Below are 17,216 nucleotides of genomic sequence, written 5' to 3'. Positions count from 1 at the left end.
TATCCTATCCAGTGGCGATTGCCAACTGAAATTCATCTCCCCCCTACTCACTGGGCTGTCGCCTTCACGTTCCTTGAGGATGGGAGACTTCTTTTGGAAAGCTGTTAAATATTCTGGAGCAAGCCCATCAGTTCGTTCCGCTCTTGCTCTGTTAATGGAACAAGCGGCAGGCGGACAGAACCGACATCCAGACCTTTCAGCTGCAGCGCCGTTTTAACTGGAACAGGGCTTGGCGCCGCGAATAGCCCTTTCATAATTGGAAGCAACGTTTGATGCAGCTTGGCTGCCTTGCTATGGTCACCAGCTTCGAATGACGAAATCATTTGCTGCATCTCATGACCAATAACATGAGAGGCAACAGACACGACACCAGCACCTCCAATGGCCATCACCGGAAGCGTCAGTCCATCATCACCGCTATACAGCAAAAACTCTTCCTTTGTACGTGCCATAACCTCAGCCATCGCATCAAGGTTGCCACTTGCATCCTTAAGAGCCACAACATTTGGAATCTCTGCTAACCGAACAAGCGTATCAACCGAAATATTAACAACGGAACGACCTGGAATGTTATATACCATGATAGGTAGGCTCGTGCTTTCCGCGATCGCTTTAAAATGCTGGTAAAGTCCCTCTTGATTCGGCTTATTATAATATGGAGCCACAATCATAATGGCGTCGACACCAACCGCTTCAGCTTTTCTTGTCAGCTCAATGGATGCGCGCGTATTATTGCTTCCCGTTCCTGCAATGACGGGAACACGGCCATTAACCACAGAAACAACATGGCGGAACAGGGCGACTTTCTCCTCAGTTGTCAGCGTCGGAGATTCTCCCGTCGTCCCTGCCACAACAAGAGAATCGGTGCCATTTTCAAGCAAGTATTGAATCAACTGAGTCGTTTTATCAAAGTCAATGTTTCCTTTGCGATCAAATGGTGTCACCATCGCTGTGACAACTTTTCCAAATGAAACCAATATTTTCACTCCTCATCATCATATTTCATCGGTTCGGCTTCCGAAAGATGAAAAGCGTCATGAAGCGCATTAACGGCTTTCTTTAAATCTTCTTCCTTAACCAACACCCAAATCGTTGTATGGCTGTCAGCCGATTGCAAAATTTGAATTCCTTTTTCAGAAAGGGCGGTCACAATCTTCGCTGTAACCCCTGGCACCCCAGCGATTCCTGCACCAACGGTCGACACCTTTGCGCACCCTCTTGTTACAGAAGGTTCATAGCCAATCTTCCGCAATGCTGAAATCGCGCGATCGGTCATGTCACCAGCTACTGTGTATACCACGCCATTCGGTGATATATTAATAAAATCGACGCTAATTCCTTCGTTTGCCATTGCACTAAACACATCAGACTGGAGCTCGTAATGCCCTTCTTTTGCTTGCACCTTGATTTGTGTCACGTTCGCAACATGAGCGATTCCCGTTACAAGACGCTCTCTAACATCGCTTCCTTTATTCGGCTTTACGCTGGATGTAACAAGCGTTCCTAAAGAATCTGAATAGGTTGAGCGCACCCGCAGCGGAACTTTCGCCTGCATGGCAATCTCCACGGCGCGAGGGTGAATGACTTTCGCCCCTTGATAGGCCATATTGCAAATTTCTGTATATGTGACAATATCAAGCGGACGAGCGTTTTCCACGATGCGTGGATCAGCTGTCATCACTCCTTCGACATCGGTAAAAATATCAACCCATTCAGCATTAAGGGCCGCTCCTAAGGCCGCAGCTGATGTATCGCTGCCGCCGCGGCCAAGCGTTGTTATGTCGCCGTCTTTGGTAGCTCCTTGAAAGCCGGCAACAACGGCGACATCATATTCTTCTAAAGCTTTCAACAGGCGGTCGCAACGCATTTCAATAATTTTGGCATTTGTATAATCATGATTTGTACAAAACCCTGCCTGAGCCCCTGTAAAAGCAGTGGCTTTGATGTCGTGCTTGTTAAGCAGGTTGGTAAAGACGACGCTAGAAATGATCTCTCCGCAAGCCATCAGCAAATCCTGCTCTCGCTTATTGACATGTGTATGGCTGCCATCGATTAAGCTTAGCAGCGTATCGGTTGCATATGGCTCTCCTTTTCGCCCCATCGCCGACACGACAACCACTACCTTGTATCCTTCGTCAAGGGCTCTTGCAATATGCTTGCGCGCCCAGTCACGCCCATGTTCATCGCGAACCGATGTGCCACCAAACTTTTGTACAATAATTTTCATGCTAACACCTCGATGCTTCTCCGCTCTTTATTTAACAAGTCCTAGCTTTAAGAGGCTTTCTGCAATTTGGACGGAATTCCACGCCGCCCCCTTTAATAAATTATCAGATACGATCCATAAATGGAAGCCATGATCGCGGTCTAAGTCTTTGCGAATGCGTCCGACAAATACTTCGCTTTTGCCTTCGCAATCCGCCGGCATCGGATACAACTGCTCGCTTGGATCATCCTGCAAAACGATACCCGGAGCCTCTTTAAGCACATGCTTGATCTCTTCAGCGCTGACGGCGTCTTTTTCCACTTCGATATAAACAGACTCAGAGTGTCCTGTTATCACTGGAATACGCACGCATGTTGCAGCTACCTCCAGTTCAGGCATATGCATGATTTTTTTCGTTTCATTTATCATTTTTATTTCCTCAAACGTAAAGCCGTTGTCTTGAAATTTATCAATCTGCGGAATCACGTTAAATGCCATTTGATAATGCTTGCGATCTGATTTTACAGGCAGAATTTCCGGTGTAAATGAGGCCCCCTCAAGAATCGCTTTCGCCTGTGACTTTAATTCCGTGATCGCTTGTGCTCCTGCACCAGAAACAGCTTGATAGGTAGAGACGATGACTTTTTTAAGCCCAAACGCTTGACGGATTGGCTCAAGCGCCACCACCATTTGAATCGTCGAGCAATTTGGATTGGCGATAATGCCATTATGCCATTTTAGATCTTCTTCATTTACTTCCGGCACAACAAGCGGCACATTCTCATCCATGCGGAATGCGCTTGTATTATCGACGACAATAGCACCGCGCTTCACAGCTTCTGGAGCGAGGGCCTTTGACACCGCACCACCAGCGCTGAACAGTGCGATATCAACTGTTTCAAAGCTTTCCGGTTTTGCCGCTTGCACTTCAATTTCCTGACCTTTAAACATGACTTTTTTTCCTGCCGAACGTTCCGATGATAACAGCGTTAATGTACCAATCGGGAAATTTCGTTTTTCTAATGTTTGAATCATTTGTTGGCCCACTGCGCCAGTAGCTCCGACCACTGCTACATGCAAATTTTTTTGTTCCATTCATTCATTCTCCTTCCAACTAGTCAATAAGCTGCATCCATTTCGATAGTTTTTATTTTAACATATTCATCTTTAAAGGAGAGAAACTTTTTATTTATATGCATAAATTTTCTTTTTATTGATTATTTATTAATCTGCATCACGATATTTTTCAATGATCACTGGCTGTAGCTGTTTTCCTTCAAGTGCAGCAACCACTGTATCACGCAACAGCGACATTTTAGCCACCATCGAATTCGGCTTCGTATATGGTGCATCTTGGCCAAATGGAATAAAATAGATGTTTTTGGCTGCCATAAGTCGCATTAAATTGACTCCATTTAATCCTAGGGCATCATTCGTTGAAATCCCCACTACAACCGGACGATGATTCCTCATTGTTGCCTTGGCGGCCATCAACACGGGAGAATCCGTCAATGCATTAGCGAGCTTGCTCATAGAGTTGCCTGTTAACGGGGCAATGACCATACAATCAAGAGGAATTTTGGGGCCGAGTGGCTCCGCTTTAACAATGGTATCAATCACTTTGTTCCCTGTTATTTCTTCTAGCTTTTTTACCCACTCCTCCCCTTCTCCGAATCTTGTATCTGTTGTTTTCACCGTGTAAGTAATAATTGGCAACACTTCTGCCCCTTCTTTTACAAGTTTTTCAATTTCCGGTATGACAGCATCATATGTGCAATGAGAGCCCGTTAAACCAAAGCCGATGCGCTTTCCTTTTACACTCATTTATTTTTTCTCCTTTCGTTTCGTTAAATCATTTAATAATAGCTGTGATAAAACATTTGCCAGAATTTGTCCTGCCGTTTTCGGGGCGACTACACCTGGCAATCCCGGTGCCAATAACGCCTTAATTCCTCGTTTTTCAGCATAACGAAAATCCGTTCCCCCAGGCTTTGAGGCTAAATCGACAATGAGTGTATGGGCGGGCATTTTCGATATGACACTGGCGGTCACAATCATCGTCGGAATCGTGTTAATGCATATATCGATATCCTGCACTGCCTTTTCAATATCTTGCAACTGGAACGGTTCAAACCCCATTTCACTTATTCGTGCAAGATGCTCGCTTCGTCGTGCGCCTACTTTCACTTTCGCTCCTAATGCAGCGAATGTGCGGGCAACGGTCATGCCAACTCTCCCCAATCCTAAAACGGCGACGCGTGAACCGTGAATCGTAAAATCTGTATGCTGAATCACAATCATAATCGTCCCTTCAGCGGTGGGAATGGAATTGTAAATCGCCACATCATCCCGCTCAAACAACTGCACATACTTTCGCTGAGTTGCTTCCATAAGTTCATCTAAGTAGCTATTACTGATTCCGGTATAAACGGTACAATGTTTCGGGGTTTGTAAGAGAAGCTCCTCTGTAATAAAAATCGGTTCATTGGAAAAAATGGTATTGACTTTTCCATCTAAACCTGTGCCATGAACAGGCAAAATGATTGCATCTAAATCAGAAACATCGATTTCATCAATCGACGTTTTCGTAGCACCAGTAAAGCTATGGGCAAGCTGATCAAAGCCAATAAGGGATAATTTTGCATCCAATTCTGTTAATTTGCGAATCACTTCTAGCTGCCTCGCATCTCCGCCAATGACAGCTACGTGCATCCCTGTCAGCATCATGCATTTTCACCTTCTTTATAAAAACTCATATTGATTGACAATGCCTCTTTCACATCTTATGTAAAAGATAAAAATAGGTGAATAGAGCAAATAATAAAGGAGCATGGCGAGAATTCGCCCTGCTCCTTTTCGTCATTTTCCATTTAACAGCGTAATCCAGTGTAGCTTATAATCAATTCCATTGGTTGTGTCAACAATTCCTCGCAAATGAGCAGGTAAAGAGTCCGCGATGACGGCCAGTGCACGATCATGATGTAACATGACTAATACAAGTTACGGACTTGTTTTCAGCCGTCAAAAAGGGCCCTTGCTCTTGAGGCTAGTGGATTTCTATCATTGGCAAATAAATCTTATGCCTAAATCATGAATCATTTATATATAGTGGTGTTTCTTCTCATTGATTGAACTATTTTCGTTTTTTATTGATGCCGATTTTTTATCCGAACCTCTATAAATCGTCATGCACATCATGATTCATCGGGAAAATCAATGATAATCATGTCTGTGCCAATTTTTCTAATATAGTTCCAAGGAACCCGAATCTCATTGCCTTCTTTTCGAAATCCAAACCACTTTCCTGTTGGAATTAATAACGCTTGAATGTGCCCTGTTTGCTCATTAATTTCAAGATCTGTCTGCCCAAGCACCCCTAATCGTTCCGCCCTTCTGACATCAACAATTTCCTTTCCGCTTAGCTCGCTTAGCCTCATTGCCTATGCACTCCTTTTTCATGCCTTTTTATCATTGTAAGTTGTCATTCATAAAAAAATGCCTGCAATTGATTTTTGCAGGCATTTTTATTAGCTTTGCAGCGCCGCTGGCAGTTGTCCACTTGGGCTGATTAACGCCACTGCATAATCTTCGCTGAAAATTTTCTGTGCCATCTCATTAACATCATCTGCGCTGACTTGATTAATCTCCTCAATAATTTCATCAAGCGAGCGATGGCGGCCAAGGAGAAGTTCGTTTTTACCATTGCGGCTCATTCGGCTGTTTGTGCTTTCCAAGCTAAGCATTAAGCTTCCTTTCATTTGCTCTTTGCTATTTTGCAACTCCTTTGCCGTAATTCCATCTTCTTTCAGCTTCCGAACCGTCTCTTGAATCGTTTCAAAAAGAACATCTAATTGGCTGCTTCCCGTTCCGCCATAAATCGCTAAAAGCCCGCCGTCTTCGTAGGAAGAGTGGTAGGAGAAAACAGAATAGGCCAAGCCGCGCTGTTCACGCACTTCTTGGAAGAGGCGGCTGCTCATGCTCCCCCCTAAAATATTATTAAGAATAATTAAGCTATAAATATCAGAATGGCCAATTGGCAAGCCATTAAACCCGATGCATAAGTGAGCCTGCTCCGTCTCCTTTTGGCGAGCTAATTTCTGCGGATGGAACGTCGGCACAAGTGGACGTTCAGTGCGCTGCTTCGCTGTAAACGTACCAAAATATGCTTCGATTTCTTGGATAAAGCTCTCTTTCACATTTCCTGCTACAGAAATAACGATTCTGTCAGGAGTATAGTAATCGGCCATGTACTTGCGCAAGGAATCGCCTGTAAATGTGCGCAAGGCTTGTTCCGTTCCTAAAATCGGATAGCCAAGCGGATGAGAAGCATAGCATGCTTTGCTTAATAAATCATGTACTATATCATCTGGCGTGTCTTCATACATTTTAATTTCCTCAAGCACGACATTCCGCTCTTTTTGCAGCTCTTCGTCGACAAAAGTGGAATGGAAAAACATATCAGCAAGCATATCAAGGGCAAACTGAGCATGCTCATCTAAGACCTTTGCGTAATAGCACGTATACTCTTTTGAAGTAAATGCGTTGACCTGTCCCCCAATGCTGTCAAACGCTTCAGCAATTTCCCGCGCTGTGTGCGTTTTGGTCCCTTTAAAAAACATATGTTCTAAAAAATGGGAAATCCCATTGCTTTGTTCACATTCATTGCGAGAGCCCGTTCCAATCCATATGCCAATCGCAACTGAACGCACTGTTGGAATTTGTTCTAGTACAATACGTACCCCATTTTGGCATGTGTACTTGTTAATCAAATCAGCGTTCCTCCTATTTTTGTACAATTCTTTTTTCATCTAGCAGCATTGATACGTTACCAATTTCATATTTTTGTTTAATGGCTTTAATGAGCGGTTCTAAGGCCTCTGCTGTTGATAATGTTGGATGCATTAAAATGATGGCGCCAGGATGAAGTTTAGATGTTACCCGTTCCACTATAACAGATGGCGATGGTTTTTGCCAATCAATTGTATCAACACTCCACATAATGGTTCCCATCTTTAAATCGTGGGCAATTTTTACGACATCATCTCGATAACTTCCGCTTGGAGGAGCAAACCATTTGCATTTTACCCCTGTCGTTGCTTCTATAACCTCGTTTGTTTTTTTCAGCTCTCGGCGAATCGCCTCATTGCTCATAGTTTTTAAATCAGGATGGCTATACGAATGATTGCCGATCTCCTGACCCGCATCTGCAATCATTTTTGCCATATCCGGATAATTTTTTACCCAACGCCCTTCAAGAAAAAAGGTCGCCTGAACGTTATATTTTTTCAAAACCTCCAGCATTTTAGGGATATATTCATTTCCCCATGCGACATTCACCAAGAAGGTAACCATCGGTTTTTCTGGATGGCCGCGATAAATAGCTTCAGGCGGTAAATCCTTTAAGTGTACCTTCGGAGAAATTTGTTCGTATACAAGCTTGCGTTTGTCGAAAGTACCATCCTTTTTCATGTTCTGATAAGAAGCTTCCACATTCACTTTTAACCCATTATACCCAGGAATCGCCTTCCAGACTCGATCAATTACAGCATCTTGCGGAGGGATTTCATACCGCTTTGCCTTCGTTTGAATTTCCATATAAAGCTTATCCCGCATTTTTGCTACTTCTGTGCTACCTGCTTTTAACGAATTCATATATTGATTGACAGACGGCTGGCTGGCAATGCCCCACGCAAATAAAAAAGCAGCTATCAGCCAAACTACGTAGCGCTTATAAATCGCTCATCCCCCCCTCTTTTTTTATTACAAATATGTCGAGAGAGGACAAGATAGAACTGATTATAAACAACAAAGAAGCCTGAGGCTGGTCCTGAGGCTCCCTTATTGATTCTGCTTCTCCTTTTGTTCACGTAATACCGCTTTTCTCGACAAGTTGACCCTGCCTTGCTTATCGATTTCTGTAACCTTCACTAAAACTTCATCGCCGATGGAGACGACATCTTCTACTTTGCCAACGCGTTCCTCAGCCAGCTCAGAAATATGGACAAGACCGTCTTTGCCGCTAAATAATTCGACGAATGCACCAAATTTTTCAATGCGTTTCACTTTTCCTAAATAAATTTGTCCCACTTCTACTTCGCGCACGATATCCTCAATAATTTTCTTCGCTTTCTGATTCATTTCTTCGTTCACTGAAGAAATAAAGATGGTTCCGTCTTGTTCAATATCGATCTTAACTCCTGTTTCTTCGATAATTTTATTAATTTGCTTGCCGCTTGGTCCAATGACATCGCGGATTTTATCAGGATTGATCTGCATGGTTAAAATTTTTGGTGCATATTTAGAAAGCTCTTTTCTTGGCTCGCTGATGGTTTGCATCATATGTTTTAAAATGTCCATGCGGCCTTTTTTCGCCTGTTGTAAGGCTTCTTCTAAAATTTCACGCGATAATCCTTTAATTTTAATATCCATTTGCAGAGCGGTTACACCTTTTTCCGTTCCCGCCACTTTGAAGTCCATATCGCCAAGATGGTCTTCCATACCTTGGATATCTGTTAAAATGGTATAATGATCGCCGCTTTTGACAAGTCCCATCGCAATACCTGCCACTGGCGCTTTAATCGGTACCCCTGCATCCATCATTGCCAATGTGCTAGCACAAATACTGGCTTGAGAGGTAGAACCGTTCGATTCCAAGACCTCTGAAACAAGGCGAATCGTATATGGAAACTCTTTTTCAGACGGGATCACTGGCTCTAACGCCCGTTCTCCTAAAGCTCCATGTCCGATTTCACGGCGCCCCGGACTGCGTATCGCTCCCGTTTCCCCGACAGAAAATGGCGGAAAATTATAGTGATGCATAAATCGTTTGGTCTCTTCAATGCCGAGCCCGTCTAAAATTTGCACATCGCCAAGCGCGCCTAAAGTGCAAACACTTAACGCCTGTGTTTGTCCACGCGTAAACAGTCCCGAACCATGCGTGCGAGGCAAGAGCCCTACTGCTGAAGAAAGCGGGCGAATTTCATCAATTTTCCGGCCATCCGGACGAATTTTTTCTTCTGTAATGAGACGGCGTACTTCTTCTTTAACAAGCTTATGTAAAATTTCATTGGCTTGTTTTAATGTTTCTTCATCGGCCTCTTGCTCTTCATATTTGGCAATTACTCCCGCCTTTACTTCATCAATTGCTGCTTCGCGGGCAAGTTTTTCCGGAACCTGAACAGCCCGTTTAATTTCCGCCTCGGCAAGCGCGCGGATATCGGCCTCCAGCTGGGAATCTAGCTCATATAATGCAACTTCCATTTTTTCTTTGCCGATTTGTGCCGTAATCTCTTCTTGAAAAGCAATCAGCCGTTTAATTTCTTCATGGCCGAACATGATCGCTTCCAGCATCACTTCTTCCGGAACCTCGTCAGCTCCCGCTTCAACCATGTTAATCGCATCTTTTGTTCCAGCCACAACAAGCTGAATGTCACTTTTTTCTGTTTGTTCAACAGACGGATTAATTACAAAGTTTCCATCGACACGACCAACCGTGACGCCGGCAATCGGTCCTTCAAACGGAATATCCGAAACCATCAACGCCAGCGAAGATCCAAACATGGCAGCCATTTCTGGAGAGCAGTCTTGATCAACGCTCATCACCATTGAGACAATTTGCACTTCGTTACGAAACCCTTCCGCAAATAACGGACGAATCGGACGATCGATCAGCCTGCTTGCCAAAATCGCTTTTTCGCTTGGGCGACCTTCACGCTTAATAAATCCTCCCGGAATTTTTCCGACTGCGTAGAGGCGTTCTTCATAATTCACGGTTAACGGAAAGAAGTCTACACTTTTTGCTTCTTTCGATGCGGTCGCTGTGCTTAATACGACGGTATCACCGTAACGAACAAGCACAGCACCGTTTGCTTGTTTTGCTAATTGACCTATTTCCACGACAAGCGGCCGCCCCGCCCAATCTATGGAAAATACTTGTTTTTCTTGCTCCATACAGATGAGTACTCCTCTCTATGTACAAATCAAAATAAATGATTCCTCTTTAATAGTATGAACGAATAACTATCCCGTTATCAACAACCTTTATATAACTAGCAAAAAAGCGGGAATGCTCCCGCTTTTTCCTTATCGACGTAATCCAAGTTTGTTAATTAGTTCACGATAACGCGTAACATCTTTATTACGTAAATACGTAAGCAGGTTACGGCGCTTACCGACCATTTTCAACAGTCCGCGACGTGAATGATGGTCTTTTTTATGAACGCGTAAATGTTCATTCAAGTTGTTGATTTGCTCAGTAAGGATAGCAATTTGTACCTCTGGAGAACCAGTGTCTGTTTCATGAATTTTGTACTGGGTAATAATTTCATTTTTGCGCTCTTGCGTTAATGCCATCCTTGTTCACCTCCTCATTATGAAACCCCAATTACCTAGCAAGCGCCGGTGATACGCTCTGCCAAGCAATGGTTATTTTACATACCTTTATTAGAATACATCTTTTCGCGGTAAAATGCAAGTATTTTCCTTGATTTTTCGAAAATAATCTTCCGCTCTTTCCTTATCTCGTTCGATTTGTTCTACTAATTGTTCCACACTTGCAAATTTTTGCTCACTCCGCAGCCGCTTATGCCACTCAATTGTGACTGTTTCTCCATAAATCTCTCTGGAAAAATGAAAAATGTGGACTTCGATGCTAGGCCTTCCTTGGCGGTCACGATGGAATGTTGGTTTGTATCCTACATTGCAAACCCCTGCAAATGTTTCGTTTCCTATCCTCACTTTCACCGCATAAACCCCTAGCGCCGGCAAAAGATAATCATCTTCCGGTTCAATGTTTGCGGTTGGAAAACCAATCGTTCTTCCCCGCTTTTCGCCATCAATCACCGTTCCTTCGATCGTATAAAAACGGCCAAGCAGTTCAGGAAGCTGCTGAACTTCTCCGTCTTTTAAAAGGCGGCGAATATAGGTGGAGCTAATCTTTTCCCCGTTTCGGGTTAGCTTTGGAATCACTGTATGGGCAAATTGCTCCCGAGAATGAAAAGGGATCGTCTCCATCGTCCCTTTTCCCAGCCGTCCATACGTAAAATCGAAGCCTGCTACGACATGTTTCACGTGAAAATCAATAATGTACTCGTCAACAAATTGCTGTGGAAGCAGTTCAGCAAATGAAGGTGTAAATTCTACGATGTATAAATAATCTACACCTAGACGAGCCATTTGCCGTTCTTTTTCCTTCAAGGGAGTAATCAGCTGTACGTGCTGCTCTTTTTTTCCTAGCACGATGGAGGGATGCGGATGGAACGTCATCACAGCACTTTTATATCCGTTTTCCGCCGCTAAATGAACAGCTGTTCGAATGACCTCTTGATGCCCAAGATGAACACCATCAAAATAACCTAAAGCCATCACCGTTGGCGGAAAATCTTCTCTTTTTTGATAATGGGGATATGTGATGAATCGTGTTTCCATGCTTGTTCTTCACCTTCTGCCTTTCGCTCTCTTGCTCAGTGAAACACTTTGAGCGGTTTAATCATTTGCGGTTTAGCCGGATGCTTGCAGTAAAGGGCGAGCGCTTGATTTTGCTCGTCTACCATAAGCACTGGCTCATCTACCGATTGCAGCCTGTCGGGAAGCGGTAAAACCGCACCGTTTTTTACTTTCTCTGCTACTTTATCATTAATTTGATATTTCGGCAAATGAAAAAGCGCTTTTTCGATAGGCAACAGCAGTTTATCGATACGTCCAGCGGCTAGTTGCTTTTCAATTTCCGCAAATGTCACACATTGTTCTAATAAAAATGGTCCGGAAGCAATCCGCACTAAATGGGACATGTGAGCCGGATATCCGAGCCGTTCCCCGATCATTACGGCCAGCGTACGGACATACGTTCCTTTGCTGCATGTGACACGGAAACGAAACGAAACCGCATCTCCGGAAAATGTATCTTTTTCGTCCAATAAGACAAGTTCGTGAATGGTGATAATGCGCGTCGGCCGCTCCACTTCCATTCCCGCCCGCGCATATTCGTACAATTTTTTTCCGTTTACCTTCACAGCGGAATACATGGGCGGCGTTTGCTTAATCGTTCCTGTCAGCTGTTGAAAAACATCTTCAATTTCCGGACGACGAATCAGACGATCCACTTTTTTGACAGCTATGATTTCACCAGAAGCATCCTCTGTTGTCGTCGCTGTCCCTAACGTAACTTCTCCCTCATATGTTTTTTGATCCGCAGTCAAAAATTCGGCAATTCTTGTTGCTTTGCCGATGCAAATAGGCAGCACGCCAGACACATCCGGATCTAGCGTACCTGTATGTCCTACCTTTTTGACCTGCAAAAGTCGGCGAATCCGAAAAACACAATCGTGTGATGTCATTCCCGCTGGTTTATGTAATAAAAGCACCCCGTCCATTTTTGCCACCTCTTTTTTGCACATAATGAAAATGGATAGACCGCGCGTCTATCCATTATTTCTCATCGTTATTTTCTTGAGAAATTTCCCGAATTAACGATTCAATGCGGTTGCCATAATCGATTGATTCGTCAATTTCAAAATAAATTTCCGGTGTTTTCCGCAAACGAATGCGCTGGCCGATTTCCGAGCGAATAAAGCCCTTTGCTTTCGCTAGCCCTTTTAGCGTATTTTGGCGCTGCTCTTCATCGCCAAGCACGCTAATATATACCTTGGCCTGCTGTAAATCGCCCGTCACGCGCACATCTGTTACGGTTACAAAACCGATGCGCGGATCTTTAAGTTTGCGACCGATAATATCGCTCAACTCTTTTTTCATTTGTTCACCAATACGCGTAGCCCGCAAACTCATTTTTATCACCTCGACTAAAGCCAATCAAATGTTGTAACCGTCCGTTCAATTTCCGGAAATGAATCGATCAATTGCAGCGCGAAACGAAGCTCTCTTTCAGTTGCGGATCGGTCAGCTGTAATCGCTACAATCCCAAGCTTCGTTCGCTGCCATAAATCTTGGTAATCGATTTCGGCTACTGATATATTATATTTTTGCTTGAGCCGTGTGATTATTCGTTGCAACACGGCTCTTTTTTCTTTTAGTGATTGGGCATCGTAAATGACGCACTCGCATTGGAGGTAACCAATCATTTCCGTTCGACTTCCTGCATCACATAGGCTTCGATAACATCGCCTTCTTTTATGTCGTTGAAGTTTTTAATCGTAACCCCGCACTCATATCCTTGTGCAACTTCTTTCACATCATCTTTGAAGCGCTTAAGCGTATCAATTTGCCCTTCGTATACGACAACGCCTTGACGAATGAGACGAACGCTGCTATCGCGCGTGATTTTGCCGTCCGTGACATAACATCCTGCAATCGTCCCCACTTTTGATACTTTGAACGTTTGACGAACTTCCGCTTGACCGATGACTTTTTCTTCATATTCCGGATCAAGCATTCCTTTCATCGCTGCTTCAATCTCTTCAATTACTTTGTAAATAATGCGGTGCAAGCGAATATCCACTTTTTCCGATTCCGCTACCCGTTTTGCATTTGCATCAGGACGAACGTTAAAGCCAATCACGATAGCATTGGACGCCGAAGCAAGCATAATATCATATTCCGTAACGGCCCCAACGCCTGAATGAATGATTTTCACGCGAACGCCTTCGATATCAATTTTTTGCAACGCAGCCACTAACGCTTCAACAGATCCTTGAACATCTGCTTTTACAATGATATTGAGCTCTTTCATTTCCCCTTGCTTGATTTTCTCAAACAAATCATCTAAGCTGACGCGGGTTTTAGAGCTTCGCTGTTCAAGTAATTGTTTTTGCGCCCTTGCTTCTCCCACTTGTCGCGCTTTTTTCTCATCTTCAAATACCATAAAGCGATCGCCCGCTTGCGGCACTTCATTTAAGCCTGTAATCTCCACTGGAGTGGAAGGACCTGCCTCCTTTACACGGCGGCCGACATCATTGGTCATCGCCCGTACACGTCCATATGTGTTTCCGACCACAATCGGATCGCCGATATGCAGCGTACCTGTTTGCACGAGCAACGTGGCAACAGGACCTCTTCCTTTATCAAGCTTAGCCTCAACCACTGTTCCGATCGCCCGGCGTTTTGGATTTGCTTTTAGCTCCTCCATTTCGCTAACAAGCAAAATCATTTCCAATAAATTATCGATTCCTTCGCCAGTTAAAGCAGACAGCTTACAATAAATTGTATCGCCGCCCCATTCTTCCGGCACAAGATTGTATTCCACCAGCTCCTGCATGACGCGATCTGGATTAGCCGTCGGCTTGTCGACTTTATTAACCGCTACGATGATTGGCACGTTTGCCGCTTTCGCGTGGTTAATCGCTTCGACCGTTTGCGGCATCACGCCATCGTCTGCAGCCACGACAAGAATAACGATGTCTGTCACTTGCGCTCCCCGTGCGCGCATCGTGGTAAAGGCTTCGTGGCCAGGAGTATCTAGAAACGTAATCTTTTTATTATTGACGAGCACTTGGTATGCTCCGATATGCTGCGTAATGCCGCCCGCTTCCTGCTCTGTTACTTTTGAGTTGCGAATCGAATCAAGAAGCGTCGTTTTTCCGTGGTCAACGTGCCCCATAATCGTCACGACCGGCGGACGCTCTACTAGATCAGCTGGATCGTCGACAATTTCCAATGATTCAAAATCCGTTTCGTCAATCACAATTTTCTCTTCAACTTCTACACCGTAATCGGAACAAATTAATTCGATGGCATCTTTATCTAGGTCTTGGTTAATAGTTGCCATAATTCCAAGCATAAACAGCTTTTTAATGATTTCTGACGGCTCTCTTCCTAACTTTTTCGCTAATTCAGCAACGGTTAAAGAACCTTCAAATGTAATTTTTTGCGGAAGCTCTTTTTCTTTTTTCTTTTGCACCTCTTGTTGAGGAGCTTCATAGCTTTTTTGTTTTTTATTTTTTTTATGTGTAAACACCTTTTTCTCCTGTTGCTGGCTTTGTAAATCATGCTTTTTGCTTTCTTTGTTTTTCACGACTGCCTTTTTAATTGGCACTTTCTTTGCCACGGCTTCTTCGTCATCAAAATCGCGAATGGTCCCTTTTGGCTTCACCGCTACATTTTGCGTTTCTTTTGCCGCGTTTTTTTGTTTTTCTTCATTTTTCTTATACGTATGGTTCAATTTTTCAACCACTTCTGGCTCCAGTGTAGCCATATGATTTGAAACTTCAATATTCATTTCTTTCAATTTATGAATGATGTCTTTGCTAGAAACGTTATTTTGTTTTGCGTACTCATATACACGCATTTTAGACATAGATTCACCCCCACAATGATACGTCGAACATCGTCATTAACTTTTTTGCAAACCCTTCGTCGATGACGGCGACGACTACACGAGCGTCCTTGCCAATCGCCCTTCCAAGCTCATAGCGATCAGTCGCTTGGCATAAAGGAACCTCATATGATGTGCATTTGTCTTGAATTTTTTTTCTTGTATTAGCGGCAGCATCTTCTGATAAAATGACAAGTTTCGCTCTTCCGCTACGAATCTCTTTGACAACCAGCTCTTCGCCAGAAACAATTTTACGAGCTCGGTTTGCTAACCCAAGCAATGATGTCCATTGTTTATTGCCCATTCTTTGCTTCATTCTCCCTTTCTGCTAGTTCAAGCAGCTCATCATACAAAGACTCCGCAATTTCTGCTTTCAAATGATGGGCTAAAACATTTTTCTTTTTCGCAAGTAAAATGCATTCCTTTTCCAACGTGATATAGGCTCCCCGTCCCGCTTTTTTGCCGGTCGGGTCAATGGAAACGTCCCCTTCCTTTGAGCGGACAATGCGGATCATTTGTTTTTTTGGCTTCATTTCTCCAGTCACAATACATTTGCGCATCGGAATTTTTTTTTGAACCGCCATATTTGCTCACCTCTCACTCGATTTCTTCTTTTGGTAAATCGAATGTTTGGTCATGCTCATCTTCATTATTTAACGGTGTGTCAAAAGAATCAAGCGAACGGTTCGGAACGTATGCGATCCCTAACTGCTCTGCTTCTGATTCGCTTTTAATGTCGATTTTCCAATTCGTCAATTTAGCGGCTAAACGAGCGTTTTGCCCACGCTTGCCGATTGCCAAAGACAGCTGATAATCAGGGACAATAACAGTTGTTGCCCGTTCTTCTTCATTGACGATGACACTAAGTACTTTCGCTGGGCTTAACGCATTAGCCACAAATTCTACTGGATCTTCAGACCAGCGGACAATATCAATTTTTTCACCTTTAAGCTCGTCGACCACCGCTTGGACACGCTGTCCTTTTGGTCCCACGCATGCTCCAACAGGATCGACTTCTGGCTGATCAGAATGCACGGAAATTTTAGAACGGTCCCCCGCTTCTCTAGCGATTGATTTGATCTCAACCGTTCCGTCATAAATTTCTGGCACTTCAAGCTCAAACAAGCGCTTAAGAAGGCCTGGATGTGTGCGAGATACAAAAATTTGCGGCCCTTTTGTTGTTTTTTCAACTTTTGTAATATATACCTTTAAACGGTCGTGAGGACGGTAAGTTTCATTTGGCATTTGCTCGCTTGCCGGAAGCAATGCTTCAACCTTCCCTAAGCTCACATAAGCAAAGCGAGGATCCACACGCTGAACAATTCCAGTCATAATATCTTCTTCACGATCCATAAACTCGGAATAGATCACTCCGCGCTCTGCTTCGCGTACCCGCTGGGTTACGACTTGCTTCGCTGTTTGGGCAGCGATGCGGCCAAAATCCTTTGGCGTCACTTCTATTTCGACAATATCCCCGACTTGGTAGTTCGGGTTGATGCTTCGCGCTTCATCGATGGAAATTTCTAAACGAGAATCATATACTTCCTCTACGACCTCTTTGCGTGCAAACACTCGAATAGATCCTGTATCCATATTAAAATCGACGCGCACATTTTGCGCCTGTCCGAAGTTGCGCTTATATGCGGAAATAATCGCCGCTTCAATCGCTTCGACTAACACTTCTTGGCTAATGCCTTTTTCTTTTACAAGAGCCGCCAAAGCATCCAATAGTTGCGTATTCATGAA

The 17,216-nt window shown here is 43.9% G+C and carries 18 protein-coding genes; all 18 read right to left on the bottom strand.

The features are described from left to right. Positions 1-104: 104 nt before the first annotated feature. The 18 genes from dapA to nusA all read right to left on the bottom strand — a co-directional run bounded on the left by dapA (position 105) and on the right by nusA (position 17,213). On the bottom strand, positions 105-977 hold the full coding sequence (gene dapA, locus GRQ40_RS06965; RefSeq protein ID WP_066147301.1) for a 4-hydroxy-tetrahydrodipicolinate synthase: 873 nt from the start codon (positions 975-977) through the stop codon (positions 105-107). A gap of 5 nt (positions 978-982) precedes the next feature. Further along, positions 983-2,227, bottom strand: a complete 1,245-nt coding sequence (dapG, locus tag GRQ40_RS06960; RefSeq protein WP_080860393.1) for an aspartate kinase — start codon at positions 2,225-2,227, stop codon at positions 983-985. A gap of 27 nt (positions 2,228-2,254) precedes the next feature. Further along, the gene (asd, locus tag GRQ40_RS06955) at positions 2,255-3,301 is read right to left on the bottom strand and encodes an aspartate-semialdehyde dehydrogenase (RefSeq protein WP_159719616.1); all 1,047 of its coding nucleotides are present in this window, start codon (positions 3,299-3,301) and stop codon (positions 2,255-2,257) included. A 129-nt stretch (positions 3,302-3,430) separates the two neighbouring features. Then, complete coding sequence (locus GRQ40_RS06950; RefSeq protein WP_044746090.1) at positions 3,431-4,030, bottom strand: dipicolinate synthase subunit B; 600 nt, start codon at positions 4,028-4,030, stop codon at positions 3,431-3,433. Next, the gene (dpaA, locus tag GRQ40_RS06945; protein ID WP_044746091.1) at positions 4,031-4,933 is read right to left on the bottom strand and encodes a dipicolinic acid synthetase subunit A; all 903 of its coding nucleotides are present in this window, start codon (positions 4,931-4,933) and stop codon (positions 4,031-4,033) included. It lies immediately after the preceding gene. 467 nt (positions 4,934-5,400) lie between these two features. Beyond that, positions 5,401-5,643, bottom strand: coding sequence for a YlmC/YmxH family sporulation protein (locus GRQ40_RS06940; protein ID WP_044746092.1), 243 nt, complete (start codon positions 5,641-5,643; stop codon positions 5,401-5,403). Positions 5,644-5,733: 90 nt separating this feature from the next. Further along, the gene (locus GRQ40_RS06935) at positions 5,734-6,975 is read right to left on the bottom strand and encodes a M16 family metallopeptidase (RefSeq protein ID WP_066147294.1); all 1,242 of its coding nucleotides are present in this window, start codon (positions 6,973-6,975) and stop codon (positions 5,734-5,736) included. 13 nt (positions 6,976-6,988) lie between these two features. Next, positions 6,989-7,858: a polysaccharide deacetylase family protein gene (locus GRQ40_RS06930; protein WP_139788064.1), complete on the bottom strand. Its 870-nt coding sequence runs from the start codon at positions 7,856-7,858 to the stop codon at positions 6,989-6,991. 186 nt (positions 7,859-8,044) lie between these two features. Continuing rightward, the gene (pnp, locus tag GRQ40_RS06925; protein ID WP_159719615.1) at positions 8,045-10,156 is read right to left on the bottom strand and encodes a polyribonucleotide nucleotidyltransferase; all 2,112 of its coding nucleotides are present in this window, start codon (positions 10,154-10,156) and stop codon (positions 8,045-8,047) included. Between the two features lie 132 nt (positions 10,157-10,288). Beyond that, positions 10,289-10,558 (bottom strand): 30S ribosomal protein S15, encoded by a 270-nt coding sequence (rpsO, locus tag GRQ40_RS06920; RefSeq protein ID WP_044746096.1) that lies wholly within the window; start codon positions 10,556-10,558, stop codon positions 10,289-10,291. 90 nt (positions 10,559-10,648) lie between these two features. Further along, the gene (ribF, locus tag GRQ40_RS06915; RefSeq protein WP_044746097.1) at positions 10,649-11,632 is read right to left on the bottom strand and encodes a bifunctional riboflavin kinase/FAD synthetase; all 984 of its coding nucleotides are present in this window, start codon (positions 11,630-11,632) and stop codon (positions 10,649-10,651) included. A 35-nt stretch (positions 11,633-11,667) separates the two neighbouring features. After that, a complete protein-coding gene (gene truB, locus GRQ40_RS06910; RefSeq protein WP_159719614.1) occupies positions 11,668-12,576 on the bottom strand; it encodes a tRNA pseudouridine(55) synthase TruB in 909 nt (302 codons plus the stop codon). Between the two features lie 55 nt (positions 12,577-12,631). Continuing rightward, positions 12,632-12,988, bottom strand: a complete 357-nt coding sequence (rbfA, locus tag GRQ40_RS06905; RefSeq protein WP_044746099.1) for a 30S ribosome-binding factor RbfA — start codon at positions 12,986-12,988, stop codon at positions 12,632-12,634. Between the two features lie 14 nt (positions 12,989-13,002). After that, positions 13,003-13,281: a DUF503 domain-containing protein gene (locus tag GRQ40_RS06900; RefSeq protein ID WP_044746100.1), complete on the bottom strand. Its 279-nt coding sequence runs from the start codon at positions 13,279-13,281 to the stop codon at positions 13,003-13,005. Further along, the gene (infB, locus tag GRQ40_RS06895) at positions 13,278-15,452 is read right to left on the bottom strand and encodes a translation initiation factor IF-2 (protein WP_066147286.1); all 2,175 of its coding nucleotides are present in this window, start codon (positions 15,450-15,452) and stop codon (positions 13,278-13,280) included. The genes GRQ40_RS06900 and infB overlap by 4 nt, the downstream gene beginning before the upstream one ends. A gap of 4 nt (positions 15,453-15,456) precedes the next feature. Continuing rightward, positions 15,457-15,774 (bottom strand): YlxQ family RNA-binding protein, encoded by a 318-nt coding sequence (locus GRQ40_RS06890; protein WP_044746102.1) that lies wholly within the window; start codon positions 15,772-15,774, stop codon positions 15,457-15,459. Further along, positions 15,764-16,054 (bottom strand): RNase P modulator RnpM, encoded by a 291-nt coding sequence (gene rnpM / locus GRQ40_RS06885; protein WP_044746103.1) that lies wholly within the window; start codon positions 16,052-16,054, stop codon positions 15,764-15,766. The genes GRQ40_RS06890 and rnpM overlap by 11 nt, the downstream gene beginning before the upstream one ends. 13 nt (positions 16,055-16,067) lie before the next feature. Beyond that, positions 16,068-17,213 carry a transcription termination factor NusA gene (nusA, locus tag GRQ40_RS06880; RefSeq protein ID WP_044746104.1) on the bottom strand — a complete coding sequence of 382 codons (1,146 nt, stop codon included), beginning with the start codon at positions 17,211-17,213 and terminating at the stop codon, positions 16,068-16,070. Positions 17,214-17,216 lie beyond the last annotated feature (3 nt).

Source organism: Anoxybacillus sp. PDR2, from assembly GCF_009834045.1.
Classification (GTDB): Bacteria; Bacillota; Bacilli; order Bacillales; family Anoxybacillaceae; genus Anoxybacteroides; species Anoxybacteroides rupiense.
The sequence above is the reverse complement of the archived record's forward strand: the minus strand, read 5'-3'. Positions and strand labels throughout refer to the sequence as shown.